The organism is Ferrovibrio terrae (genome assembly GCF_943372915.1).
Classification (GTDB): Bacteria; Pseudomonadota; Alphaproteobacteria; order Ferrovibrionales; family Ferrovibrionaceae; genus Ferrovibrio; species Ferrovibrio terrae_A.
In genome coordinates this window covers 12,656-37,297 of the sequence record NZ_CALSAN010000010.1, presented here as the reverse complement: position 1 = coordinate 37,297, position 24,642 = coordinate 12,656, and the positions used below count along the sequence as shown (strand labels likewise).

Here is a 24,642-nt window from a genome sequence, read left to right as displayed (position 1 = left end):
CTGATCGTCAATTCTCGTGCCGCTGAAGATCAATCGGAGAAAAGCTACCATTCTCAAGCAGGTAAGCCTTGTCGGCTGCCTCCATGATCGCTGGCTGATGGGAAATCGCAACAATCGTGGTGAATGTTCGGAGATGCTGAAGTGTCTCGCATATTGCCCGCTCGGCATCCGGATCCAGCGCAGTGGTTGGCTCATCCAAGATCAGCAGCTCTGGTTCTCGGACCAGAGCCCGCGCAATTGAAATGCGCTGACGCTGCCCACCGGAAAGACTATTTCCGCGCTCAGCGACCACAGTATCTAGTTGATCTGGCAGCTGGGTCACGAAGTCCATGGCCTCGGCCATCGTTAATGCGCGAATTACCTGTTCGCGGCTGATAGCGGGATCGCCAAGAGTGACGTTGTTTGCGATCGTATCGCGGAACAAAACCACTTCTTGCGCCACATAACCAATGCGGCTTCTCCAGTCGAAGAGATTAACCTCGCCCAGAGAAACTCCGTCAAGGAAGACGCCGCCTTTCTGGGGCGTGTGCAATCCAAGCAGAAGATCAATGAAAGTGGACTTACCGGCCCCGGATGAGCCGCGGATAGCCACAAAGCTTTTCACATCGATAGTGACATTCAGACCTTGAATGACAGGAGCTTCACGTTCGTTGTATGCGAATACCAAATCACGACACTCTAAACACTTCTCCAGATGTGCGGATTTCCCAGGCACAACCACTTCCCGCTCGCTTTCGGCCGCTGCGGTCAGCTTTCGCACCGACCAGTATATTGCCTCGTAGCTGGCCAGTTTCTGGTAGATATTCTGGATTTGGCCAAGTTGTCCCATGATCTTGTAGAACAACGCGAGCAAGAACAGGAACTCAGAGAAGGAGCTCTTGAACTTTACCGCGACCACATACACGACAACTGCCATACATATTGCGATCAATGGCTCGCGCATATAATTCATGATAAGGCCGATATTCTGCAACCGGCGCTGAACGCGATTGATCTCTTCATTGCTGTGCTCAAGCAATGGCGTCAGACGATCTTCTCGGTGCATGGCTTTCAGTGGCTTGATCATCTGAAGGCCTTCGACCAGCCGTATCATGAATGTATTCAGAGCATTGGTTTCCTGCTCGCCGACTCGTCGTGAAATCGGCACTAGGCGGTGCATGATCAATATCACAAGCAATCCGCCGCCAATCGCCGACAGCGTGAGCTGCCAGGATGTCAATGTCGCCAGAACACAAAACACGGCCACCTGGATGATTGTGGCCGCCAGACTGGTGACAGACAGGTAAACGTTGGCGGCCTTGCTGACCTCCATAGTGGCGGAATTCGTCAGACGACCGGCAGCCTGGCTAACAAAGAAGCTCCAACGCGCGCGCATAATGGCATTAATCAGATTAAGACGCATTTTAGCGGTGAAATTTAGCGTCGAATCTCCAGCCAGCCGCAAAGCCCCCATCGATAGCAACGACTTCAGGGTCATGCCGACCACCAGCAATACCAGCATCGTACCCAACTGAGGCGTTAACCCAACATGTCCGAGTATGTTTGAAATAACACGCCCAAGTTCACTTTCGCCCGCACCACCTCCTGAGGCCAGCTCAATGATTGGCAGTAGAGTTACAATGCTCAGGCCTTCCGAAAGACTGGAAAATAGCAGCGCAGAAAGTACGAGGATGCTGCGTAAGGTATCGGAAAAAAATACATCCCCGATCATCGCCTTCGTGGCCGGGCCAGGAAGGAATGGAATACGCAATGTTTTCACGCTTGTTCATCCCCAATGAGAGGCCACGACAGCGGAGTGCCTCGTGCAATAAAGGAGCCCGCCCTTCGCCCCATCACCTCCGGCAGATAACGCGGCGCCAGACCATATCCGGGGCGGATGGAGCGAATATTCTGAGGCGTTAAAATCTCACCCGCAGCGATATCCACGACCGCATAAAGTGAGCGGCGGAATTTAGCATTGGCTTTCTCCGAGCCTTTCTGGCTGTAATCGATGCGGCCGCGTGCTGCCCACGCCTCTCGGCAGCCCGCGATGAGAACCGCCATGTCTGCTGGCTCGAGCGAGAACGCCGCATCGGGACCGCCATCGGCACGCGACAAGGTCAGGTGCTTCTCAATCACGCAGGCGCCCAGCGCTGTTGCGGCAATGGCGGCATGGACTCCCAGTGTATGATCGGAAAAACCGGTTATGACATCAAAAGTTTCCGCCAAATGCGTAATACAGGCGAGATTACAGTCCTCCATGGGGGTGGGATACCCGCTCACACAATGCAGAACGATAAGTTCATCGTTGCCTGCATTGCGCGCCACAGTCACGGCATCCTCCACCTCGCCCAGATCAGCTAAGCCAGTTGATATGATGAGTGGCCGCCCAGTCTGGGCAGCTTTCTCAACAAGTGGCAGGTCAATCGCCTCGAACGAAGCTATCTTGTAGGCTGGAACGCCCAGTTCGGCCAAAAAATCGACGGCGGTAAAATCGAAGGGGGAACTGAAGATCGGTAAATCCAAACCACGTGCGTGATCAAACAGTGTTTTGTGCCAACTCCACGGCGTGTGAGCTTCCTCGTATAGCTCATACAGATAGCGACCATCCCACAATCCGCCTTCGATGAGAAAGTCCGGACTCTTGTGATTTAAAGTTATGGTGTCCGCCGTGTAGGTCTGCAGCTTGACCGCATCAGCTCCAGCAGCTTTCGCCGCATCTATTAGCTTGAGTGCGCGATCAAGGTTGCCATTGTGATTGCCTGACATCTCGGCAATCACATAGGGGGGATGAGCGAGTCCAATCTTTCGCCCACCAATGGAAACTTCGCGGTTGGCCATAGATGGCTCTCCCTTCAAGCGCAATTCAAATGCCAGTTCTCTCCCACCGGATTATATCCGGCAGCTTTGAACAGGCGCTGTGATGCAACATTCTCTTCCATGATATAGGCCCAAAGATCTGCAGCCGGCGCCAGCCGGCGGCCAAGCTGAAGGGCAGCGAGTCCGGCACCTCGGCCCTGTACCCTCGGATCGATCAGGATCGAGACTTCGAAAGCAGTCTTTCGTCCGTCGCGTGGATCGAGCCGAAGCATTCCGACGGCCTTATTATTCAGCAACACCTGTGTGAATATCCGATCCGGACTGCCGACCCGACTCCCGTACCAGCGGACATGTTCACTCAGGGTCGGCGGTTTCGGATTTCGTGCATAGCGACGAATCTCAGGAAGGGTCTGCCATTCAAAAAGCAAAGCTGATTCAGCATGAGTCATGACGTCCAGGCGAACTTCAGCGTCATCATCGAGCCGCACTGTCCCCGCCAGAGCACAGAGCACACGACCGGTCCCAAAGCCGTCACAGATCTTCGCGGCGGCCACGGCCATGTCCGCCAACATTGACGGATTCAGTGTGAATTCGGTCAGCGCCGCGGTCAGCCGCACAGCGAGACCGCTGTCATCCATACCCAGATCCAGCCCGGCCCCGGCCCTTACCAGGGCGGCAATGACCGCTTTCTGATTGTCTGCCACCCGAATCAGTAGAGTCGGCAAGCCAGTTGCGCAGCGTTCCCAGCTTGTCGTCCCGCCAGCACCGATGGCAAGGTCGGCTTCTCTCATCAATGGGGCAAGAGAGGCAACATCGCAGTGCACCGTCACATTAGGCAGATCGCGGGCGATATCCAACACCGCCTGACGGAATGGCATTGCGCGCGTAACAATCACATCCGCTTGCAGTTCAACCGGCAGCTCGCGCCACATCTCAAGGATTCGAAGGGTTAGCCCTTGCGAATCCGTGCCGCCGAGCGATATGAGCACCCGCTTCAGGCTCCGCCCCGTCCGATTGGGCGGATATTGTGCAAAGGCCGGCTTGAGCAAGGCGAACTCAGACCCGACCATGAATCTACAATCCGCCGGCACGAAACCCGCGTAATCTCCGGGCTGACGGCCCAAAGTCTGATCCAACAGCCAATCCGCGTGGTGCGATCGGTTGGCGAGATCATCAATCACCAAAGTACACCGAGCATTGAAACGCTGTTCGAAATCCCGCCCAAGACCGTAGTGATCTACAATCAGCATATCAGGAGTATCGATATCGAATACTCGATCCGCATGCAGGTCTGGCCCCAATGCGATCGCCGGCTGAAATTCTTCCGGCAGCAGCGGATTAATAAACGAACAAACTCCATCGTCGCCGGCAAAACGGCATTGCCATCCGAATAGCCTGAGACGAAGCGCCAGCGTCAGGCAGCGCATCAAATGACCCAACCCTATTATCGGGCCGGCATTGACCACAAAAACCGCAGAGCTCAAGTGGCGACCACTTTTTCCCAAACTGCATAGATGGCAGCGGGATCGTGCTTCGCCATCACACGCCGCCGCGCCTCACCACCCAGCCGACGCGCGAAGTCACGATCAAAGGCGAGACTATCGATTGCATGCGCGAGCGAAGTGATTGCTTCAGCAGGAACGATCAATCCACTTATGCCGTTCTCTATTAGGTCGACTGCTCCTCCACAGGTATCGGAGACGACCGCGGGAAGGCCGAAGGCTGCAGCTTCCAGCAAAGCATTTGGCATACCCTCATAGCGGGATGGCATCACGAATATCCCGGCCCGCCTGTACCAGGCCGTCGGATCTGGTTCATAACCGCGCAATTCAATGCGATCACCGATATGTAAGGATTCTGCCTGCTGTTGCAGAGCTGCATGCAAGGGTCCCTCACCCAGTATTACTAGCCTCCAGCCAGTCTGTGCGGCGCGGGTCACTGCGAAAGCGGTGAGTAGAACATCGTAAGCCTTCTGATGATGCAGACGGCCGACGGCCAGAATCAGCAATTCATTGCTATTTTGAACCTCGTCCTTCGCAATCAGGCACTGCTCTGACAACTGGTTCTCTATCACCTGCAGCTTATGATGCGGTACATAAGCCGCGAGCGTATCCCGGGCCTGCCGACTGTTCACTGTCACACAATCAGCAAAGCGGTAAAGCAGTTGTCGCAGTGTCGACCAGACCCGCCCCAGACTCTGGCGCTCCGGGTTGTTCCGTTCCGAGATGATCACCCGCGACGACAGTCCAAAGCCTGCCATGACCGCGAGAATATTCGTAGTTCCGACAAAACTGACGACAACCACCGGATTGAGTTGGCGAAAGACCCGACGCAACACAAAAATTCGCCGCATATTGGCAATTACACCTTGCCAGGCCGTTCCGGACTGCATTGACAGATCAAGCGATATTCGCCTGATCGCGCTATCTAAACGATAGCGATCTTCAGCTGCAGCAAGAGTTACAACGGCAACCGAGAGGCCGGCATGACACCAATGCGCCGCCAGATCGCAGGCGATACGCTGCGCGCCACCACTGCCCAGATCCGAAATCACCACCATACGATCAACCGAGAGGAGTTCCCTATAGAGCTGTCCCATGCGTTTCGCATGGCTGACAGCTGAAAAATCCATAGCTCGACGCTTACCTTGAGCGATCAAATTGGCGGAAAATTCACTATTGCGCAGGACACGGCGCAATCCTTCTGCCATTCCTTCTGCCATATCGGCAGCATTACCCGATGATACCAGAACTGCATCCTTGCCGTCCGTGGCGATCTCGGAATGGCCGCCTGCCGCAGTCGCCACCACCGGTATGCCAAGGCTCATCGCCTCGACAAGGGTGCGGCCGAAGGCATCCTTGCTCGATGTAGCGAGAACGGCGTCACATGCCGAAATCCAGCCGGTGACCGGGGCATGAAAGCCGGGGAATAGCAGAACGGCTTTGCCGGCATCGGCCTTCATTTTTGCAATCCAGCCTTCCCGATCCTCGCCGAACCATACGCCAACGACCGGCGTGCTTTCCGCCAGTAGGGAGAGTGTCCTGGAAAACAGCATCGGTTGCTTAACAGCAGAGATATTGCCAAAAACTCCGACAATGCGGGCGTCATCCAGGCCTGCCCGCATCAACAGTTTCTGGCGATAATAGTCTCGGTCGCCATCTACAGTTTCTATTGCGACGGCATTATATACAACCGAGGTCTTGGCCTGCGCCCAGGCCGGCAGAGTTGCCGCACTGAATCTTGATATTGCAACTATCCTTGCTGCAATGGCCCAGCCGAGTGAAAGAACCCGTGAGGCATAGGCGACTGTCCGCTGATGAGCAACAAGCGGCAAACGGCACCACAGTGCTGGCAGAGCCCAAGTAACAATCATCCGCGCGTCATTGGCGTGGACCAGGTCTATACCCTCGCCTCTCAACCAGGTGACAATTGGGACGATCGCTTTGGCAAGGGCAGACAGCTGACGGAATGCGTTTGGCTGGCGTCCAGCAACCGACGCGTTCGCCAGCATCGCATATGGTAGCCCGATCTGATCCAGGTAGCGTGAAAGCGCGCCCTCAGTATGCAAGACAATCCTTGGATCAAACCCCTGCCCAGGCAATTGCTGGATCAGCGTAATGGCAGACAGATGACTGCCGCCCAAGGTATCCCCTACGAAAGGAAAGGCTATGCGACGCGGCTTAGGCATCTGACTTAAGAAGTGACCTAACATCCTGCCAGCCGAACAGCGGGCTGACAGGATAAAGTGAATCAAAGACGGCTGACATCTCGCGATACTCTTCAGGCGTGTCGATCATCAGGCCCGGCATGGAAGGCACATATGGTGCGGTCACCGCGGCAGTCATGAATTGGTCACGATGATCAATGATCCACTTCATCACCAGCTCGCGCTCTTCGGCACTGGTCAATGTCGCATCGCACAGTCCGATCAACTGACGCGACACCACTTCCACCGTCAATCCGGCCGGCCAGATTGGCTCAAACTTGTTGGCAGCGTAGTCGCAGCCGGGTTTGGTCAGATAGGCATCCACAACCGCTTGCATGAGTCCGACATCGGGCATCGGGCAATCCGCATTCACCTTTAGCACAGCATCAGCACCCGTGGCCTCAAAAGCCAATGCGATGCGGCCGACGATGTCGTCCTCCTCAGAATGCCGGACGACCACCCAGCCCTGCATCTGCGCATAGGATACCATCGGATCATTCCGGGAATCGGCCGTTGTCGCCAGCACAATACCGGTAACTGGCCGAACCTGGACCAAGCGATGGGCGATGTGCCAAATGAGCGGCAAGCCCGCGAGCGGCAGCATGACTTTGCCAGGCAGGCGGCTCGACCCCATGCGGGCCTGGATTAATCCAAATAGTTTCATGCCAGTGAACGTATAATTGCGTCGAGGCGATCGAGCGATCCGTGCAGGCTGGCGCGCAATGCCCGGTTGTCGCACATCGCAACCATGGCAGCATCAGCGAGTTCTGCGGCCGACCGATACAAAGGCGACAAGCCACGGCGCGCCAGCGGGCACAGTACCTCACCGGATCCCGGCAACAGTGAAACAACACGACGGCCACCCAGAAATGCCTCCACCATGCCGCCACTGTAGACGCCGGCAATGGTGCCACACTGGTGCAGTCCCTGCTGCAGAGTCATGGTTTCGGCCAAGGACAGACTGCCTTCAGGCAGCCCAGCCTTCGGACCACGCGCCGGGTGCGGGGCATAGACCAAGCGCTGAAATGCCTGCGGCTGCAATCGGGCAGCGTCCTGCATCATCCCCCAGGCATCCTGTTCAGTGTAACCAAGGTCAGGCCGTACCGTCGCAATCGGCTGGTCGAGAAACAGCCAGTTGCCGAGCGGTGCATCATCCATCGGCGCGATCGCTTCCCAGGCCGGATGACCGGCAACAACCAGCCTTTCCTGTGGCAGGCCTTCTTCGGCGGCATCGCTGCAGGCCTGGTCGTCAATGACCGCCATCATTCCGGCGCGCAGGTCACTGCGCCAGGAGAAACCGTAGAGGGCATCAAGCAGGTGGAGCGAGGGGATACCGTTTTTCGTGGCCCAAGTCAGCGCCGCTGCTTCCACCGGTTCACGACTGGCCGAACAGACCAGGCGATCGAACTGCCGTTGTCGCAACTCATCCTGCAGTTTTTCGCTGTCCCAGGCATCCAACAGAGGCAATCTGCCATTCAAGCCCAACCGCTCGATCTGCAGCAGCGCAGCAGGATGTGCAACGATGTGCCATGAAAGACTCGTCCCACTCTGCAGCCAACGCCGCCATAGCGGTGCCAGGTAATCCGCCGTACCGGCCTGGCCGACGACAAACAGCGTTGCCGCAGAAACGCCCATGGTCCGTTATTGTAACGCCAGAAGGGCATCGCGGTTGCGCAGCACCTTGGCGCAGGCCTCGACAAACCGATCCATATCCGCCTCGGTCAGCGGCGGGTAGATGATGTTGGTGACCAGCAACTGCTTCTCCGCCAGGCGCTCGACAACCGGGCAGATACCCTTGGCATAGGAGAGATTCCCCTGGCGCGGATTAGCATTGAAAGGAAAGCCTTTGTCGCCGAAAGCGATACGCTTCTGGTAAAGCGGCTCCAGATATAGGGGTTTCACGTAGCCGGCCCGCAAGGTGAAACCTTCCGCCTGCACAGCCTTTGCGAAGACATCACGCGGCAAACCGGTTACCGTTTCGTCGTAAAGGATGGGGTAAAAATAATAAACATGCGTGCAGCCATCGGCGATATGGGGCGGTGCCAAGCCGGGGATATCATGCAGGCCCTTTGACAGTCGATCAGCCAGAGCAACACGCCGGGCGTTCAATCCAGGCAATTTTCCGAACTGCACGCGGGCAACGGCCGCCTCCATTTCCGTCATCCGGTAATTGAGGCCGACCGTATTCACGATATCGTCGACACCCATGCCCGCCACCACCACCTCACCGTGGTTACGTACCAGCTGCATTTTCAGCGCCAGCTTTTCATCGTGACAAATCGTCACGCCGCCTTCACCACACTGCATGGTCTTGTGGCGGTTGAAGCTGAACACGCCGATATCGCCGATTGTAGCGGTATAACGGCCATTGATCGTGGCACTCGGGGCCTGCGCATTGTCTTCGACCAGAAACAGGCCGCGGCGGCCGCAGATCTCGCGCAGTTGCAGCAGCGGCGCCGGATGACCGAACAGATTCACCGCCACGACAGCCTTGGTATAGGGCGTGATTGCCGCCTCGACTGCAGCCGGATCAAGACAGAAGGTCTTGTCGTCAATATCCGCGAAAACCGGCACCGCGCCAGTAAACAGAACCGCGGTCGCGCTGGCCGACATGGTATAGGGCGGCACGATGACTTCATCGCCCGGCCCAATCCCCGTTGCCGCCATAGCGCAATGCAGACCCGAGGTCGCCGAATTGACCGATATGGCATGCGCGACACCATAGACCTTGCGGAAATCGGCCTCGAGTGCGCGGACGGCACGGCCGCCGTAGAACTCGTCGCCGTTATAAGCAATGAAGCCGGACAACTCGCCGTCATCCAGGACATCCATCACCGCAGCCTTCTCTTCCGCGCCAATCGTATTATAGCGCGGCAGCGGTTCTGCGCGGACAGGCGTGCCGCCGAGAAGTGCCAGGCGATCCGCATTCGTCATTGCCGTCTCCTTGTATACTGCGTCACAGATGAATTGCCTTCGCTTGCGCGGCTGAACGCAGCAGAGCGTCCTGAATCCGCAGACCGACCAACGCGCGATCCGGATTGCAGCCAGGCATGGGAGCCGCAGCGGAGATAAAATTCCCCGCCGCTTCGTACAGATCGGCAAAGCCACCGATCGGTGCCGCCGGCGCCAGCTCGACGGCCGGGCCGAGCTGCAGGTAATCAGGATAGTACCGCCCACGCTCAGGTATCTGCCGCTGGCTTGTCGCGCCTCCTGCACCAATTAGCGTGCGGCCCTCAGCCGTCCAGATCTCCATTTCAAAAACCGCACAGTCACCCAGGCCGATGCCATGCATGGTCGCCCGATCGCCGGAGTGGAACATCAAACTGGCATCGACCAGTGGATCGACAGCTTCGGTCAGGCCGAAAGTCTGCACTCGCGCCACTGGCCCGCACCAGTCGAGCAGAAGGTCGATACCATGGCTGCCGAAATGATGCAGACCATGGCTGTACCAGAGAGCAATCCGCCACTGCCCGTTACGGCCCAGGCTTTCGCGCAGGTGTCTGTAGGCCGGGGACAGGGCCCGCGGATAATTGACCCGCAGTTCCACGCCAGCCGTTCGATACGCCGCCACCAGAGCTTCCGCAGTGGACACGTCGGCGGCGAAAGGCTTTTCAGCAATCACCAGCCGAGGCTTCAGCGCCAGGACCGCCATCAGGTCGGCCGTGCGTCCGGTACTCGCACCGGCCACCGTCGCGATATCGATATCTGCCGCCTTAATCTCGTCGAGTCTCGCATACAGCCTGTCGGCAAGATGTGGCCAGCGCCGAGCCACCGCCGCGCGCGCACCAGGATCGGGATCGACGAGGCCCGCCACATCAAGACCCGGCGTTGTTACAATGGCACCCAGATGCGACAAGGCCGGCCCCACATATGCGGCATCGGCATCGGCCTGCGCGCCGATCCGCCCCAAACCGAGCAGGACGACCCGGATCATTTGCCGGAAGTCGCCTTTCGCGCTTCATATTCCTCACGCAGTATGCTCATCATCTGCGCGTCGTAATACTGGCCGTTACGGTAGATAAGCTTGCGGCGAATGCCCTCGGTCACGAAGCCCGATTTCTCATATGAACGGACCGCGCGGATATTCGCGCAATTCACTCCGAGATAGATCAATTCAAGATTCAGGTGTTCAAAACCGTAAGCAATGATCCGATCACAGGCCTCGGAGCCATAGCCACGACCAAGCGCCGCGCTGTCGCCAATCAGGATGCGGAACTCTGCGCGCCGGCAGATCCAATGGATCAGATACAGGCCGGCAACACCAATCGCCTTGTTACTCGCCTTGTCGATGATGGTGAAGATGGCGTGGTCAGGCGCTTCAGTCGACGTCTTGAAGATAGCTTCCAGTTCCGTCTCGTGAGCCGGCCGCCAGCCGGTTTCCATAAACTTGGTCGCCTCGCGATTATCAATCCAATTCGCATACAGGGGCAGGTCTTCGCGGCGCATGCCCCGGAGGTTGATTTTATCGCCCTTGATGAAGTCGATGGCATCTTTGGCTGTCAGCATTACAGGTCTTCCCCGTCAGACGCGTTGTCAGTAAACCCGATCGACATCCGAAATCGGATGACCGTCCACATAGCCACGGTGCAAGGTGACATAGGCCTTGCCGTCTACACCGCTCTCACGAGGCGCAGTTGTGCGAAAATCGCTCCAACGCTCTGCGGGAACCAGCGCCGCAGCCGGCTCTGCTGTAGTGGTTTCAAGCATCGGTTGACGCAAGTGCCAGTCACCACTTTCGCCGCGCCGCCAAATTCTTGGGTCGCGATGCGCATCAATCTTGGCCATCAGGTCGGCACGGCTGAGTGACAGCCAATCCAACAGCAAGCCCGTATCCTCGGGCTCTATGCCAGCATACCGGCGTGCCATCGCCAACCCCTGATCGCGTGTCATACGGCGCAGACGAATTTCACGACTCGCATGATCAATAACCTTGCCATAACCCAGTTTCCAGAACTTGATCGCGTCATGCAGACCGCTGTAATGCACGCAATCGGCATCGTTATAGGAATCAAATGTCCGCTGTTGCGGTAAAGATTCATACCCATAGCGCTCGATCATGCTTTCATGCTGCGCCTTGGAGTCCCAGCGGATATAATTGCCGAGGTAGATCCCACGCACGCCGACCGCCTGAATGTCTTTGTCGTGCGGATAATACCAGGGGCGGAGATCACGCTCCGGCAAGCCATCGGCCTCCGAGACGATATCCTCCGCCTCAAGCCCCATAAGGTCGTGATTCTTGCGATATTTCCGACTCATCTCGACTTCGTCGGTGTGCGAATACATGCCGACTTGATCGAGGCCCTGATGATGGCCCCAGATTACCAGGGGAATCTTGTAGCGAACCGCCACCTGAACCGGCAGCACGGTCTGCCCGGCAATTACATGCCAATAGATGCTGCCGCGCAGGTCGAGAGTCCTGCGTACGATATTCTGCACCAGTTTCCGATTGGGTAGGTAGGAGTAGAAATCGGCATCAAAAATGCTGCGTAGATAGGCCAGGTTGCGATGGCCGGTGCTGGTGTTCCAGAGCTTGTTGTAATTGACCAGCAGAGGATTCATGCCGAATTCGCGCTTCAGCACATGCACGATGAAATAGCTGTCTCGCGCGCCCGACACCGGCACGACACAGTCGAAGCGACTGCTCGACTTTCCGCGATACCGGTCCAACAGAGCCCCAAGTTTCTGCCGGCGCGCTGACCAGTCGAGCACATCTTTTTCTTCATGCACACGACAGCCACTGCAGATGCCGTCAGCCGCGATGACGATGCCGAGCGGATGATATTCGCCATAGAGGCAGCGCTGGCAGACTCTCATATCACTTCATCCGGGATATGGCGGAAGAACAGATCATCAAGCTGCGCCTCGGGCTGCCGGCCAGGCCGCCCCATCATATCGAGCGCCTGCATCGCATAATCGGCATAGGAATCATTCCGCACCGGAATGCCGGCTCGGGCCAAGGCCGCCTTAATCAACAGGATAGAATGCTCGGTGTAATTCAGCATATTGCCGATGGCCGCCGCAGATGCCTTGGTTTGGCGGAACAGCGCCACGGCATGATCGGGATGGCCACAGCCACCCAAGGCAATCACCGGCACATGCACTGCCTGTGTCGCCGCTGCGATCAAGGCGAGATCGTAACCATTGCGGCTGCCGTCGCGATCGACGGACTGAACCAGAATTTCTCCTGCGCCGGCGGCCTCAGCACGACGTAACAATGCGAGAAACTCTTCCGGCCTACGCTCCCGCGCGGCGTTCGACGTGACCACAGGACCTCGATCAACATCCGACAGTACATCGAAAGCGGCGATCGCGCACTGCGCCCCGAAACGGTCCGCAATCCGGCTGATCAGGGAGGAATCCTGCAAAGCCGCCGTATTCACGGCAACCTTGTCGGCGCCGGCGGCAACCGCATCATGCACCTGCTCTACCGTCGATAGTCCGCCGGCCACGGCCAGTGGCACGAAACAGGCGCGCGACACACGTTCTATCAGCGCCAGATCAGGCCCACGCTTTTCGCGCGGTGCCGAGAGATCGATTAGCATGATTTCGTCGGCACCCCAGCGGCTGAAAAATTCCGCCGCTATCGCCGGATCGCCAATCGGCAGGAACCGGTTGAACCCGATACTCTGCACGGACTGCCCCTGTAGGACAAAGATGCTGGCCGTAACCCGTTTCTTCAACATCCTGATATACCGGCACGTTGAGTTGCCTCGACCACGCGGGTGAAGTTACGGATTAGGCGCAGACCGTTGACCTGGCTCTTCTCGGGATGGAACTGCGCCCCCATGATAGTGCCAGCCTCAACAGCTGCCGCTAGCGGTTGACCGTAGTCGGTTCGCCCTACCACCTGGCTTTCAGCACCGAGAAAGCAGTAGCTGTGATCGAAGTAAAAATGCGCTCCAGGCGCGATACCGGCCGCCAGCACGCTACCATCGGTCCAGGCCACTTCATTCCAGCCCACATGCGGTAACGGCAGGTCGTTGACCGGGACAAGCTCAACTCGCCCTGGCAGCAAACCCAACCCCTCACAGGCACCACCCTCAGTCGCATGTTCCGCCAGAAGCTGCATGCCGAGACAGATACCAAGCAGCGGCACCCGCTTCTCGCCTGCGATCTTGCGTATAGGGTTGATCAGACCAAGCTGTGCAAGCCGCCCCATGGCATCAGCAAAAGCACCAACTCCGGGCAGAATGATGCCGTCAGCGTTTTGCAACGCTGCCGGGTCACTGCTCACCGCCGGCTGACTGCCCAGGAAACGCAGGGCATTGGCGACGGAGCTGAGATTGCCCGCGCCGTAGTCGACAATGACTATCACTGGCTTATCAACGGAGTTTATAGCGCAACTCCCATTCGCCATGATTGTTCATTTGCCATAGCTCTTTGCTGCGCAGCTCTTCGACACGGGCATCGAAAACGGCGCGCGGCACGCCGAGATACCCGCACAAGCGGTTGATGTAGCGGTCACTGCATTTCCCATCGAACATCTCAACCAGATCAATGCCCTGTTGGCGGTCAATCACGCCGCGGCGAATCTGCACGCTGGCCTGCTGTGTGATTTTTCCAAAACCCAGCTTGAGGTATTTCAGGTGCTGATTGACATGAACGAATTCGTCATCCAGCGCATCGGCCGGATTGAGAGAACCAGTTTCCTCTGGGCGTGCATCGATACCCTTGCGCGGAACCAGACCATGCTCCAGTGAGAATTCGGTGTTGGCCGTATCATTGAAATCGCGCATGTAATAACCGAGATAGATCATGCGCAGGTCGGCACGCCGGATGTCCGCATCAGACGGATAAGCATACCAGTACAGCATTTCGCGCGGCACACCGGCGGCCAGCCAGGGTTCGAGCTCCGCGCCACCGAGTGTATTCGCCTCGCGCAGGCGATTGGCATTGCCGTCGAAAGAACCCGTGAAACCGCCAAAATTCAAACCCGGATTCTCGCCCAGAAAGATCAGCGGGATGCCGAAGGCGATGGCCGCGCGCGGCAGACAGGAATACAGAGCCAGTTCGGATGCCTTGAACAAGTTGCCCCAGGTCTCGAAGGCATATTTCATCAGCTGTTTCGAGGTCTGCGGGCCTGGCGCCACAATGTGGATATCAAAGCCGCGCTCCGCCAGATTGGCCAGGTTCGTGTTGCCGCGCTCGGTCTGCTGCTCGGGTGGATAGCTGCAGGAAACCAGCAGCGGTTTCATCTTCAGCTCGTCGCGCACGTAAAACGCCTGGCGCGTCGAATCCTTACCGCCGCTGACACCAATGATGCAGTCCCAGGCGCTTTTCGAGGTGGTGCGGCCCCAATCGGCGATCTCTTCCAGCTCACGCCGGCGACTGACCCAGTCGATGGCATCCCACTGTTCGGCATAACGGCAGGGCATGCAGATGCCCTCAGCATCGAACACCGATCCCGGAAAGGTGCGCGGTGTCAGGCAGCGATGGCAGAACATCGCCTCGTCCTGCGTTCCGGGCTGGGCTGCCACGAACGCCGATTTTTGGGCCGCGTCAGGCATTGCGCTCGAAAAACAGGTCGCCGGTTTCACTTTCACCGGACACACCATGGCGACGATCGTCAACCTGCACGAAGCCGTGGCGGGTCATGATGGCCTGCACCTCAGGCCGCGTCGGGCCGTTTGCCTCAATGACGGCATGGCGCAGGCCCGGCATGGCGAGCAGCCTTTCCGCGCCGGCCAGCGCACGCGTCTCAAGGCCATCGATATCCATCTTTAGATGCGTTGGCTTCGGCAGCTCGGTCTCCAGCATCTCGTCCAGCGAAGCATATTTCAGCCACTGGCTGGACCCGATGCTGACAGCATCACGACCACCATAACAATAGCTGCCCACGGCATCGCCGAGCGAATTGAGTGTCTCACCCGGGACTGGTCGCGTGTGCATCAGAAAACGACCAAAACCCGGCTTGTCACCGATGGCGGCCTGCACCACCTCGGTGCGCGGACGCACACCCTTCGCCCGCTCCATCAGGTAGAGTGATTTCAGAATGGTTTCTATGCTGGGCGTGAACGGCTCGAAAAAAACCACCTGGCAGTCATTCAGATGTGCTGCCGTGCAGCCCTCCAGGCCATTCGCCGAGCCAATATCCCACAGCACGCCATCATGCCCGATTGAACCGAGCCAGCGGTACATCGGATCCTTCGGATTGTCGAAGAAAGCGATCCAGCGCCGCAATTCACGCATCGAACGAACAGCTACACCAAGTGGGCCACGCTCCGCAAAGCCTGGCAGCGATTTGCGGGCCTCCCAGGCGCCCAGTTCACCGTTCCAGCGGAATCGGCCGCCATGGCGCAGGAAGCCAAGATAAAGCTTGAGGCGATGCCAGTGCAGTCGCAGGAAGGCAACATACGCGACGGAAGTATTGGACATGGGCACAGGCTTGCTCTCACTCATTCTGAATAATCCATCGCCGCATTCGGTTTGCGGCGCGGGAATAGACGATTACGAATGCGCCGCAGTTTGACTTTCAGCATGTCCCAGCGCTGCAGCAATTCTATGACCCGCCGCACCGTGCGATAATGCGGTGTCTTGTCGAAACCGCGCATATGATAGAGGTCATAAGGGATCATCGGGCCATCAGCTCCGATGCCGAGCCATGAGAGTTGACGCTGGTTGAGGCGGCCGAGATCCGTCGGCAAAACCGGGATTGGGGTCTTGGTGCGATCCTTGAATGCCTTACGCTCGTAAAAATCCCAGATCAGTACGGTACGCTGAACGGTGACCGGCTGCTCGGGGCCATGGAAACCGCGATCGTCAAACAGAACCACATCGCCTTTGCAGCCTTCAATTCGCACTGTGGCCGCCTCGATCTGCGATCGCATCGGCTGAGGGTAGCGGTTAAGCGATGAGCCATGTGGCGCGCCGAGCGTGTGCGTACCAATAGCGTAGCAGAAAGCACCATCCGTCGTGTCATGCAGATACATCATGGCACCCACACCAAACCGCCTTTGCATCAACTCGGCGGAAATCACCGGATTGCCTTCGCGCTGGATCCAGGTGGAGCCGGCGGCGAAATCACTGTGCATGGGGAAATATAGCTCGTCGGAGCCTTCGTCATGCTTCAGTGTGCATTCTGCCAGCCAGCATTCACCTCCGACATACTCGGTGACGACATCGAGGATGTTATTCTCCAGTACAATCTCCGGTGTAGGCGCCCCGAGCAGAAGCGGATCGTACATCCGCTTGGTATAACCTTTGCGGTAGTAGCCAACCGAGCCAAGCAGCGATGGTTTGGACAATATGCGATTCGCGGCTGCCGCAACCGTATTAACGGCTTCGGCCGCAATCAGGTTGCGCAAGACCACCACGCCATCACGACTCAACGCCTCGCCAACCGAAGCCCAGGTAAAGTTGCTCGCCATGGTGTCGAGAACGTAGAAGTTTTCACCCTTCCTCACCGCAGCCTCCACTCATCTGGCATTGTCGCCAATGCGCCATCAAATGTCGCCTGAAGTCCCGTCGTCGCGCGATCGACCACCACGGGTTCGAACTTGTGGGGCGTGACGTTGGAATAACTTCCCATATCAAAGCAGACCCGACGAACCGCTTCCTTCAGCCTCGCCCCATCCCGCTGCGCTTTCGGTCGGTCGATTTCGGTTTCCACCAAATCACGAATTGCGGGACGCAAGTCGTCATCGCGCCAAACCCTCCGCACATGGTCAAGAAAATCATAATAATTATGGCGGCCGAACAGTAGAACAGGTTTTCCAGTCAATGCCGCCTCAAGCCCACCACTTCCCGTCATCGTTGCCACGGCCACCGAAGCCTGCATGACATCGATGCCACGCTCAAAGGCATCGATGACGACAACATTTCTGAAAGCGCGCAACTGCTCGTAAAAATCACGCGGACGACGCCCAAAGCCATAAATGGTTTCTTTCACCACCAGCAAAGTATCCGCCGGCAGGTCGCGGGCTAGGCGCGCGATAGCCTCCAACTGGATAAAGCACTCGGGCGACATCCAGTGCAGAGACATTTCCGGCTCGGTATGCAGCGGGAAATAAACGAACTTCTGATCACGCAGATCGTCCAGCCGGGGAACGCGTGGATAGCGCAGGCGGTATTGGTCCAGAGCTTCCCGTACCAGATATGCCACATTGGACCAGTAATAGTAACTGGGTCGCATGCCGGAGCGATGACGGAAGCGATAGAACCACTGATAGGTGATCGACCACAGGCGTTGCAGCAGGCGTCGGTAAGGCTTTGTGCCGACGATCAATCGTCGCTGCCCTGCATCCTGAGCATACTGACCAAGATCCTCGATAACTTCGACATGTGATGCTTCGAGAGCGCGGAACGCCGGCTCAACGAATGGATTGTCGATCATCTCGTTGACAGCCCAGTAAAACAGGTTGTCAATCCGCGCCGCGTAGAGATAACGCACCGGCACATTCAAGGCCCGCGCCACCACAGCTTCTTCTTTTAGAGGATTGAGATGCAGGGTGATGCCCTTATTCCTATATTCATCAAGCCAGAAATCGAACAGCTCGTTATAGCCATTCACCATCTGGGGCCAGCTCGGCACTTCAGAATAATAGGCCTTGGGGTGACCCGATCCACCCAGATAAAAGCCGCGGCCGAAATCTCGGCGGATCATGCGGCTGCGGTTATAGGTATCGTTCAGCACACCTTCGATACGGCGCGCACGGGCAAAGACGGAAACTTCATCCGCAACCGGCTCCAACGCCACCAGATGCAGAAGGTCCTGCTCGATCACTTCATCGAACCAACCCAGTGCCCGATAGTAATCACCCGAATCCTTCGAACGGCAGTAAGCGATTAGTCGCGAGCCATATTTCTGCTTCAACTGTCGACAGACTTCCGCCGTAATCCAGCGCAATTCACGACCGTCGGTGACCGCGATGGTCTGGAATACATTGGCGACGCCATGATCGAGCTTCATCACTTACACTTTCTCCAACACCACGCGCGCCTGGGCCAGCGCCGCCGCCATGGCCAAATCCTCTACCGTGTCGATATCGACCGCCGACCAGAAATCCAGCGGCTGGAAACGGTGCCCTGGACCATAGAAAGTACCGGCCTGCCGCAGCGCAGCGGCATCGGCCAGCCAGATCGCGCCGGTCGGGCAATATAGCGCCGGAAGTTCCTGTGAACGCTTGAGACGTTGCTCCGGAAATAGTGCTTTTGGTTGGCCATCCGGCGCCAGTTCCGCGGCCCACCAGGGATTGGTCCAGCCATAGCCGGTGCAACTGATCTGAAAACCGCCGTTGCCGGACTGGAAAGCGCTCAGCGCCGTTCTGATCGCCGCCGCGTCGCGCAGCGGGCAGTTCGGCATCAGCTGCGCCACCACATCATAGCCCTCCCCCCAATGCCGCTCTGCCTGGTCCAGCGCCGCCAGTGTCGCCGCGCTGGCCGGCGCCATGTCGTCGGCAGCAGTCAAGCGCAGGAACGGTGCTTCGGCACCGCAGGCCAGGGCAACAGCCTGGATTTCTGGATCATCGGTCGACACCAGCACACGGTCGAACAAACCGCTCTCCAGCGCCGCCGACACGGTCCAGGCCATAAGTGGCCGGCCATGAAAAGGTACGATATTCTTGCGCGGGATCCGTTTGGATCCGCCGCGCGCAGGAATAATAGCGATGTGGCGCTGTTTCACCACAGCGTCCAGCCTCCGTCTGCTGGCAGCGTGACACCGGTGACCGCGCCGGCCGCATCGGATAACAGGAAATCAACCGGGCCGGCAATTTCCTCCGGCGATACCATGCGCCCGGCTGGACACAACCGGGCGTAATTCTCCTTGAAAGTCGCATCGACGCGCCCCTCAATGCCACCGAAGCCGACAGCATTGACGCGAATACCGCGACCGGCCAGGCGCACGGCCAATTCACGGGTCAGGTGATTGAGAGCCGCCTTGACCACACCATAGTGGATCGGCGCAGCCGCAGTGGGATCCGCGTAAAGACCAGGATTAACCGCCACCGCTCCATACATGGACGATATATTCACCACCGCACGCAGACAGGAGCCAGCCTGCTGTGCCAGGGCGCTGGTCAGCCTTTCACTGGCGATGACGCCCAGCATGAATTCAGCCTGCCATTGCGCGGCATCAGGGCCGCTGGAACCGACAGCCAGATTGCTGCGCTGCCTCGCATTGTTGATCAGGGCGTGCGGCAACAATCCACGCTGCCGAAGTTCGTGACAGACAGCGGTGACCCCTCCTGGCTGCGTCAAATCTGCACCCAGGCAGACCAGGTCTTTGCTGTCGAATTCAGCCTGTAGGCTTTGCGCACTCTCCGGCCGGCTCGTCAGCGCCACCAGCCGGTCGCCAGCGGTCAGGAAATGCCCGACCAGTCGCCGGCCAACAAGGCCACTGGCTCCCGTTAGGACTATAATGCGTCCGCTCATGCCATACCTGCCTCGATAAGGGCCGCACTGATACGGATACGGTTGGCATCAAACATCCTGCGACGCAGACGGACGCCATCAACAAATCGCTGCAAGGCCGTGCGGAAAGCGGTGAAGCTGTCGCGGAAACGTAACTCGATCATGCCGGCCGAGCCAAAGATGCGGAACGCAATCGGCGATGGCAGCGAGCCCAAGCAGGCAAGACCCAGGCTGGTGCCGTCCGGGAAGCTCGCCGTCGCCATGGTGCGGTCTTCACTATGCAATACCGTGGTTGCGGAGGGAAACGCATCCTGTTCCAGGATTGCGAGGGCGGGCTCGATCAGGTGAACGGCATAGGTAGGCCAATATTTTGGCGTCGCCGCCTCGACGTGGCGGATGGCACCAAGCGCCGCCCGCTGCGTGCCCGTCAGTTGCAACTCCTCGGCATGGCTCAGCGCACTACCGGCGAAAATCTGCCCCGGCCAACGTTCTGCCCCCAGCAGATGGTCGGCTGCCCCCAGATTCAGCGCCAACGGTTTGTCTATATAGACCGGCAGGCCGGCTTCCAGGATTGGCAAGGCAAAACCGGCATGGTTTTCGGCATCGTCGCGCGCCAGCAAGATTCCATCGACAGTACCCAGCATGTCGCGCCAGTCGTGCACCACCGTCGCAATGTGGGTCGCCGCGGCAATCTCGGCCGACAGAGTGGCATCCTGCGTCCAGACGTGGGTCACAACGGCGCCCTGCAGGCGATCCTGCGGCCATGCGCGCTCGGCGAGATAGGCCGGTATCGCCGGGAAGGGGCAGCGTGCCATGGCAACAGGGTCATAACCATTGCAAATCGCCGACCAGGAATAGGGATGGCCATTGCCGGCACTTAAGCCGATAACACCAAGTCGCAGCATTTCAGGCCTGTGACCAATTGCGCGGATCGACCAGTCGTGGATCGCTCACCGCCAGATCGGCCAGATCAACCATGCAGCGTGGCTGATGCCAGGCCGCAAGGGTCTCCTCCAGCTGCCGCAAGCTATGCGCGCCGACAATCACCCGGCTCACCATTGGTTGATCGCGCAGAAACGTTAGCGCTGCCGCCAGCATCGAGCAGCCGGCGGCAGCCATTCGCTTGCCGGCCTCGCTCAGTCGTGGGGCCAGTGGACGCAGGAATTCCGGTAGCTGCTCGGGCGGCGTCAGCAGGATACCCTGCAGATATACAGACCGAACATGGATTTCACATTCATGCGCGGCCAGTAAGTCCAGCGAGCCATCATCCAGCAGGCGACGATCCATCCAGCTGAGCGGCAATTGCACGATATCGGGCTTCCAGATGTTTAGAATCTTCTCGATGGCTGGCCGATCATAGACTGAAACACCGATTTGCTCGACCAGTCCCTGTGCCTTGAGTGCCTCGGCGGCATCTCGCCACTGCGCACCCTCGCCTTGGATGAGATCTTCCGCTGAATGAAACAGTAGGCCGCGGATACGGGAAAGCCCCAGCCGCGCAAGGCTTGCTTTCAGACCGCCGGAGAGATCTTCCGGCCGCAAACCCTGCGATGTCATGAACGGCCGGGTCTTGCTGACGATGGCAAACGGCTTGATGTCGCACCTGCCAAGTACAGCTTCGGCCTCGCCATAGGCAGCTGCGGTATCCAACATGTCGATACCGCCGGAACGTGCGGTGCCCAGCAATTGGCCGACATCGGCCTCTTCGACCCGCGTCCATCCGGCAGCGAGGCCGTATGGAATGCCGAACTGGGCTGTACCCAAGGCCAGCCGTGCGGTCATGCCGCGAGCACGCGCCCCAGGGTTTCCGCCACGCGACGGACATCGGTTTCGGTCAGCGTAGCATACAGCGGCAGCGACAGCGTATCGCTATAGTACTTCCAGGCGCCCGGGAGTGGGGCTGTTTTGGTATGCTGCTGATAATAGGGCTGCAGTTGCACCGGAATGTAATGCACCTGGGTGCCAACACCGGCCGCCTGCAATTCACGCATCACTGTCGCCCGCGTCTTGCCCAGAGCGGCAAAGTCTATCCGTGCCGTATAAAGGTGCCAGCCCGGTTCACCAGAGGTGCGGGCCTGCGGCCGCACCATAGGCGCCAGCTCGGCCAGTGCCGTGTCATAAAAATCCACCAGCGCCGCGCGGCGCTTCACGAAATGCGACAGCCGCGTCAGCTGGGCGGCACCGAGTGCGCAGTTGATGTCGCTGAGTCGGTAGTTGTAACCGACTTCCTGAAGCTCGTAATACCAGGGATTGGGCTTGCCATCGGCATCGAAAGCCAATTCCTTATTTTGGAACGCACTGCTGCGCCGGGTCAGGCCATGCGAGCGTAATTCACGCAGCCGCATTGCATATGCCGGATCGGCGGTGGTGACGGCACCGCCTTCGCCGGTGGTTACCATCTTCGCCGGATGTAACGAGAAGCAGGCCGCATAGGAATCCGGGTGCGCGCCCACCCCCACCATCTCGCCGTTGCCGGTCGGGTAGGTGCCACCCAGCGCGTGACAGGCATCCTCCAGCAACTTTACATCCGGCGCATGCTGACGCAGCGCGCGCGCTAGGCCAGGCATGTCGCAGGTGCGTCCAGCCAAGTGCACAGCGAACACGGCCTTTAGTCGCTTCGGATCACAATTGCGCATCGCTGCCAGTAGCGTATCCGGCGTCATCAGCCCAGTATCGGGATCGACATCGGCAAACACCACATCACCACCGACATAGCGCACGGCATTCGCCGTTGCCACGAAGGTGATGGCCGGCACGATCACCTGATCGCCCGGCTTGAGGTCGAGCCCCATCGTAACCAGATGCAGCGCGGCCGTGCCGCTATTGCATATGACCGATTCCGCCGTGCCGGTAGCCTTGTTCAGTGCCGCCTCGATACTCTCGACCGCCGGCCCTGTCGTCAGCCAGTCCGAACGCAGCACATCGATGACCGCCGCGATATCGTCTGCATCGATATCCTGGCGACAATAAGGCAGGAAGGCGCTCATCACATCCCCAGCCGGCCAAGCAACGCACCAATCTCGGGAACGTCGAGCCAATGCGGATTGTTGTTGCTGGAATAATGGAAGGCCTCCTCGCAGGGCTTGGCACCCCGAGCCAAATAGGCATCTGGCCGCCAGGACGACAGCATCGGCTGAATCACATACTGATCCTGCAGCTCGATGGTCTGCGCGGCATCATCGGCCGTCACCATGATTTCGTGCAGCTTCTCACCCGGCCGAATACCAACGACCTTCTGCGGCAGATGCGGTGCGATCGCAGAAGCCAGATCCGCCACCTTGATGCTCGGAATCTTCGGCACGAAAATCTCACCACCCTGCATATGCGACAACGATCGCAGTACGAAATCAACGCCATCTTGCAATGTGATGAAGAAGCGCGTCATGCGCGGATCGGTGATCGGCAGATGATCATGGCCCTGCGCCACCAGATTGCGGAAGAACGGCACAACACTGCCGCGCGAGCCCAGCACGTTGCCGTAGCGCACACAGGCAAATCTCGGCTTGCGCCCACCAGAGAGATTGTTCGCCGCAACGAAAATCTTGTCTGATGCCAGCTTGCTGGCGCCATACAGATTGGCGGGATTGGCGGCCTTGTCCGTCGATAGCGCCAGAACGCGGCTAACGCCGGCGTTAATGGCTGCGGTGACGACATTCTCGGCGCCGATCACATTGGTCTGAATGCATTCGAAGGGATTGTATTCGGCGGCCGGAACATGCTTCAGCGCAGCGGCATGTACCACAATATCGACCCCGCGCATCGCCATATGCAGCCGTGCCGAATCACGCACATCACCCAGGAAGTAGCGCATGTTGGGATAGCGCTCGACCGGGTATTTCTGCTGCATCAGGAATTGCTTGTACTCATCCCGCGAGAAGACGATGAGCCGGGCGGGCTTGTAGCGCTCCAGCACCGTATCGATGAATTTCTGGCCGAAACTACCCGTTCCGCCCGTCACCAGAACGGAAAGACCATCAAAGGTCGGCAAGTCTTGTTCGGGCATGCGTATGTCCTTCCGCGCCATCATGCGCGTGGGTAAAAAGTTGCAGGCTGGTTGTGAATAGCTACCGCAGTCCGGGTGAGAATAGCTTCCTCACCGGACCTGACGTCAGGATGATGGCTGTGGCCGGAAAACAGGTGGGATGGCTGAGTTCAGCCAGATCCTGTTCCTAAATGGCCTTAAACGGCCAGGTTTTCCGCCCTCTCCATCGAAGAGGCTGAGGCAAAACCACGCCGCATTGACCGAATCGGCCCCCGCCCGCCATCGTTCACGGCATGAACACTACAGGGCAGCCAGTTTTATGTCAATTAACTGGATAATTTTGGCGTGTGACAGATCATTCTGGGAAGACCCACAGCGGGTCTTAACCTGACTTAGCTGACGATAGTCGGGGCAAGAAATTATATTTAAAAGTGTATTATTATAATAAAAACAATTTATACGATTGCCCTTGTTTCAATGGACCCGCCCCAAAACAATCAGATAAGCCCTAAAAAATAAGGGCACCTCCAATAGGCTGAGCGTGAGTGCCGACCACTGCGGTCCTTCTAGAAACAGCCGTGGAGTTGCTGCAGACAGGTTTCCTGCAAACAGCTCAGTGCGCCAGCCGACATGCCGATGCGAATGGATGTCGTCAAGGATAAGGCGCGGGCGAAAGCGCCCTGCCGCGGCGCGATGGTTTTGCTTCGAAACATCGGCATTGGTATTGCGGCCTGCGCACAAGCAATTCACCGGTCAAGGCATCTCAAGATCCGGCATCGCCGACACACACCAAGTTACAGCGGAG

General features: G+C 58.2%; 22 protein-coding genes. All 22 read right to left on the bottom strand.

What is annotated here, in order from left to right; all coding sequences use genetic code 11:
* Nucleotides 1-7: 7 nt before the first annotated feature.
* The 22 genes from AAG821_RS08970 to pseB are packed head-to-tail and all read right to left on the bottom strand — an operon-like array spanning nt 8 to nt 23,858.
* Nucleotides 8-1,759, bottom strand: a complete 1,752-nt coding sequence (locus AAG821_RS08970; RefSeq protein WP_341913874.1) for an ABC transporter ATP-binding protein — start codon at nt 1,757-1,759, stop codon at nt 8-10.
* Nucleotides 1,756-2,820, bottom strand: a complete 1,065-nt coding sequence (gene pseI, locus AAG821_RS08965) for a pseudaminic acid synthase (RefSeq protein ID WP_341913871.1) — start codon at nt 2,818-2,820, stop codon at nt 1,756-1,758. Before pseI ends, AAG821_RS08970 begins: the two co-directional genes overlap by 4 nt.
* 14 nt (nt 2,821-2,834) lie before the next feature.
* The gene (pseG, locus tag AAG821_RS08960; RefSeq protein WP_341913870.1) at nt 2,835-4,283 is read right to left on the bottom strand and encodes a UDP-2,4-diacetamido-2,4,6-trideoxy-beta-L-altropyranose hydrolase; all 1,449 of its coding nucleotides are present in this window, start codon (nt 4,281-4,283) and stop codon (nt 2,835-2,837) included.
* Nucleotides 4,280-6,442 (bottom strand): glycosyltransferase, encoded by a 2,163-nt coding sequence (locus AAG821_RS08955; RefSeq protein WP_341913869.1) that lies wholly within the window; start codon nt 6,440-6,442, stop codon nt 4,280-4,282. The genes pseG and AAG821_RS08955 overlap by 4 nt, the downstream gene beginning before the upstream one ends.
* 37 nt (nt 6,443-6,479) lie before the next feature.
* Nucleotides 6,480-7,169, bottom strand: coding sequence for an NTP transferase domain-containing protein (locus AAG821_RS08950; RefSeq protein WP_341913868.1), 690 nt, complete (start codon nt 7,167-7,169; stop codon nt 6,480-6,482).
* Nucleotides 7,166-8,140 carry a hypothetical protein gene (locus tag AAG821_RS08945; protein ID WP_341913866.1) on the bottom strand — a complete coding sequence of 325 codons (975 nt, stop codon included), beginning with the start codon at nt 8,138-8,140 and terminating at the stop codon, nt 7,166-7,168. Before AAG821_RS08945 ends, AAG821_RS08950 begins: the two co-directional genes overlap by 4 nt.
* Before the next feature lie 6 nt (nt 8,141-8,146).
* Nucleotides 8,147-9,439: a DegT/DnrJ/EryC1/StrS family aminotransferase gene (locus AAG821_RS08940; RefSeq protein ID WP_341913865.1), complete on the bottom strand. Its 1,293-nt coding sequence runs from the start codon at nt 9,437-9,439 to the stop codon at nt 8,147-8,149.
* Between the two features lie 22 nt (nt 9,440-9,461).
* Nucleotides 9,462-10,439 (bottom strand): Gfo/Idh/MocA family oxidoreductase, encoded by a 978-nt coding sequence (locus tag AAG821_RS08935; protein WP_341913864.1) that lies wholly within the window; start codon nt 10,437-10,439, stop codon nt 9,462-9,464.
* The gene (locus tag AAG821_RS08930; RefSeq protein ID WP_341913863.1) at nt 10,436-11,011 is read right to left on the bottom strand and encodes a GNAT family protein; all 576 of its coding nucleotides are present in this window, start codon (nt 11,009-11,011) and stop codon (nt 10,436-10,438) included. Before AAG821_RS08930 ends, AAG821_RS08935 begins: the two co-directional genes overlap by 4 nt.
* A gap of 27 nt (nt 11,012-11,038) precedes the next feature.
* On the bottom strand, nt 11,039-12,319 hold the full coding sequence (locus AAG821_RS08925; RefSeq protein WP_341913861.1) for an N-acetyl sugar amidotransferase: 1,281 nt from the start codon (nt 12,317-12,319) through the stop codon (nt 11,039-11,041).
* Nucleotides 12,316-13,188: an imidazole glycerol phosphate synthase cyclase subunit gene (locus AAG821_RS08920; RefSeq protein WP_341913859.1), complete on the bottom strand. Its 873-nt coding sequence runs from the start codon at nt 13,186-13,188 to the stop codon at nt 12,316-12,318. Before AAG821_RS08920 ends, AAG821_RS08925 begins: the two co-directional genes overlap by 4 nt.
* Nucleotides 13,182-13,820: an imidazole glycerol phosphate synthase subunit HisH gene (hisH, locus tag AAG821_RS08915; protein ID WP_341913858.1), complete on the bottom strand. Its 639-nt coding sequence runs from the start codon at nt 13,818-13,820 to the stop codon at nt 13,182-13,184. The genes AAG821_RS08920 and hisH overlap by 7 nt, the downstream gene beginning before the upstream one ends.
* A gap of 7 nt (nt 13,821-13,827) precedes the next feature.
* Complete coding sequence (locus AAG821_RS08910) at nt 13,828-15,075, bottom strand: N-acetyl sugar amidotransferase (protein WP_341913857.1); 1,248 nt, start codon at nt 15,073-15,075, stop codon at nt 13,828-13,830.
* The gene (locus tag AAG821_RS08905; RefSeq protein ID WP_341913856.1) at nt 15,005-15,880 is read right to left on the bottom strand and encodes an FkbM family methyltransferase; all 876 of its coding nucleotides are present in this window, start codon (nt 15,878-15,880) and stop codon (nt 15,005-15,007) included. The genes AAG821_RS08910 and AAG821_RS08905 overlap by 71 nt, the downstream gene beginning before the upstream one ends.
* Before the next feature lie 20 nt (nt 15,881-15,900).
* Nucleotides 15,901-16,908: a phytanoyl-CoA dioxygenase family protein gene (locus AAG821_RS08900; RefSeq protein ID WP_341913855.1), complete on the bottom strand. Its 1,008-nt coding sequence runs from the start codon at nt 16,906-16,908 to the stop codon at nt 15,901-15,903.
* Entirely contained in the window at nt 16,905-18,413 is a 1,509-nt protein-coding gene (locus AAG821_RS08895) for a hypothetical protein (protein ID WP_341913920.1), read from the bottom strand. The genes AAG821_RS08900 and AAG821_RS08895 overlap by 4 nt, the downstream gene beginning before the upstream one ends.
* A gap of 3 nt (nt 18,414-18,416) precedes the next feature.
* The gene (locus AAG821_RS08890; RefSeq protein ID WP_341913854.1) at nt 18,417-19,130 is read right to left on the bottom strand and encodes an acylneuraminate cytidylyltransferase family protein; all 714 of its coding nucleotides are present in this window, start codon (nt 19,128-19,130) and stop codon (nt 18,417-18,419) included.
* Nucleotides 19,124-19,876: an SDR family oxidoreductase gene (locus tag AAG821_RS08885; protein ID WP_341913853.1), complete on the bottom strand. Its 753-nt coding sequence runs from the start codon at nt 19,874-19,876 to the stop codon at nt 19,124-19,126. The genes AAG821_RS08890 and AAG821_RS08885 overlap by 7 nt, the downstream gene beginning before the upstream one ends.
* The gene (locus AAG821_RS08880; protein WP_341913852.1) at nt 19,873-20,760 is read right to left on the bottom strand and encodes a Gfo/Idh/MocA family oxidoreductase; all 888 of its coding nucleotides are present in this window, start codon (nt 20,758-20,760) and stop codon (nt 19,873-19,875) included. Before AAG821_RS08880 ends, AAG821_RS08885 begins: the two co-directional genes overlap by 4 nt.
* Nucleotide 20,761: 1 nt before the next feature.
* The gene (locus AAG821_RS08875) at nt 20,762-21,637 is read right to left on the bottom strand and encodes an aldo/keto reductase (protein WP_341913851.1); all 876 of its coding nucleotides are present in this window, start codon (nt 21,635-21,637) and stop codon (nt 20,762-20,764) included.
* Nucleotides 21,634-22,842, bottom strand: coding sequence for a UDP-4-amino-4,6-dideoxy-N-acetyl-beta-L-altrosamine transaminase (pseC, locus tag AAG821_RS08870; RefSeq protein WP_341913850.1), 1,209 nt, complete (start codon nt 22,840-22,842; stop codon nt 21,634-21,636). The genes AAG821_RS08875 and pseC overlap by 4 nt, the downstream gene beginning before the upstream one ends.
* Nucleotides 22,842-23,858, bottom strand: a complete 1,017-nt coding sequence (gene pseB / locus AAG821_RS08865; protein ID WP_341913848.1) for a UDP-N-acetylglucosamine 4,6-dehydratase (inverting) — start codon at nt 23,856-23,858, stop codon at nt 22,842-22,844. The genes pseC and pseB overlap by 1 nt, the downstream gene beginning before the upstream one ends.
* Nucleotides 23,859-24,642: the final 784 nt, after the last annotated feature.

What these genes read in the sequence shown, in the direction of transcription:
- AAG821_RS08905 (WP_341913856.1), bottom strand. Translation starts at nt 15,880, where the DNA reads ATGTCCAATACTTCCGTCGCGTATGTTGCCTTCCTGCGACTGCACTGG.
- AAG821_RS08895 (WP_341913920.1), bottom strand. Translation starts at nt 18,413, where the DNA reads ATGAAGCTCGATCATGGCGTCGCCAATGTATTCCAGACCATCGCGGTC.
- pseC (WP_341913850.1), bottom strand. Translation starts at nt 22,842, where the DNA reads ATGAGCGCCTTCCTGCCTTATTGTCGCCAGGATATCGATGCAGACGAT.
- AAG821_RS08945 (WP_341913866.1), bottom strand. Translation starts at nt 8,140, where the DNA reads ATGGGCGTTTCTGCGGCAACGCTGTTTGTCGTCGGCCAGGCCGGTACG.
- AAG821_RS08920 (WP_341913859.1), bottom strand. Translation starts at nt 13,188, where the DNA reads ATGTTGAAGAAACGGGTTACGGCCAGCATCTTTGTCCTACAGGGGCAG.
- AAG821_RS08930 (WP_341913863.1), bottom strand. Translation starts at nt 11,011, where the DNA reads ATGCTGACAGCCAAAGATGCCATCGACTTCATCAAGGGCGATAAAATC.
- AAG821_RS08880 (WP_341913852.1), bottom strand. Translation starts at nt 20,760, where the DNA reads ATGCTGCGACTTGGTGTTATCGGCTTAAGTGCCGGCAATGGCCATCCC.
- AAG821_RS08935 (WP_341913864.1), bottom strand. Translation starts at nt 10,439, where the DNA reads ATGATCCGGGTCGTCCTGCTCGGTTTGGGGCGGATCGGCGCGCAGGCC.
- AAG821_RS08885 (WP_341913853.1), bottom strand. Translation starts at nt 19,876, where the DNA reads ATGAGCGGACGCATTATAGTCCTAACGGGAGCCAGTGGCCTTGTTGGC.
- AAG821_RS08875 (WP_341913851.1), bottom strand. Translation starts at nt 21,637, where the DNA reads ATGACCGCACGGCTGGCCTTGGGTACAGCCCAGTTCGGCATTCCATAC.
- AAG821_RS08940 (WP_341913865.1), bottom strand. Translation starts at nt 9,439, where the DNA reads ATGACGAATGCGGATCGCCTGGCACTTCTCGGCGGCACGCCTGTCCGC.
- pseI (WP_341913871.1), bottom strand. Translation starts at nt 2,820, where the DNA reads ATGGCCAACCGCGAAGTTTCCATTGGTGGGCGAAAGATTGGACTCGCT.
- AAG821_RS08925 (WP_341913861.1), bottom strand. Translation starts at nt 12,319, where the DNA reads ATGAGAGTCTGCCAGCGCTGCCTCTATGGCGAATATCATCCGCTCGGC.
- AAG821_RS08950 (WP_341913868.1), bottom strand. Translation starts at nt 7,169, where the DNA reads ATGAAACTATTTGGATTAATCCAGGCCCGCATGGGGTCGAGCCGCCTG.
- pseB (WP_341913848.1), bottom strand. Translation starts at nt 23,858, where the DNA reads ATGCCCGAACAAGACTTGCCGACCTTTGATGGTCTTTCCGTTCTGGTG.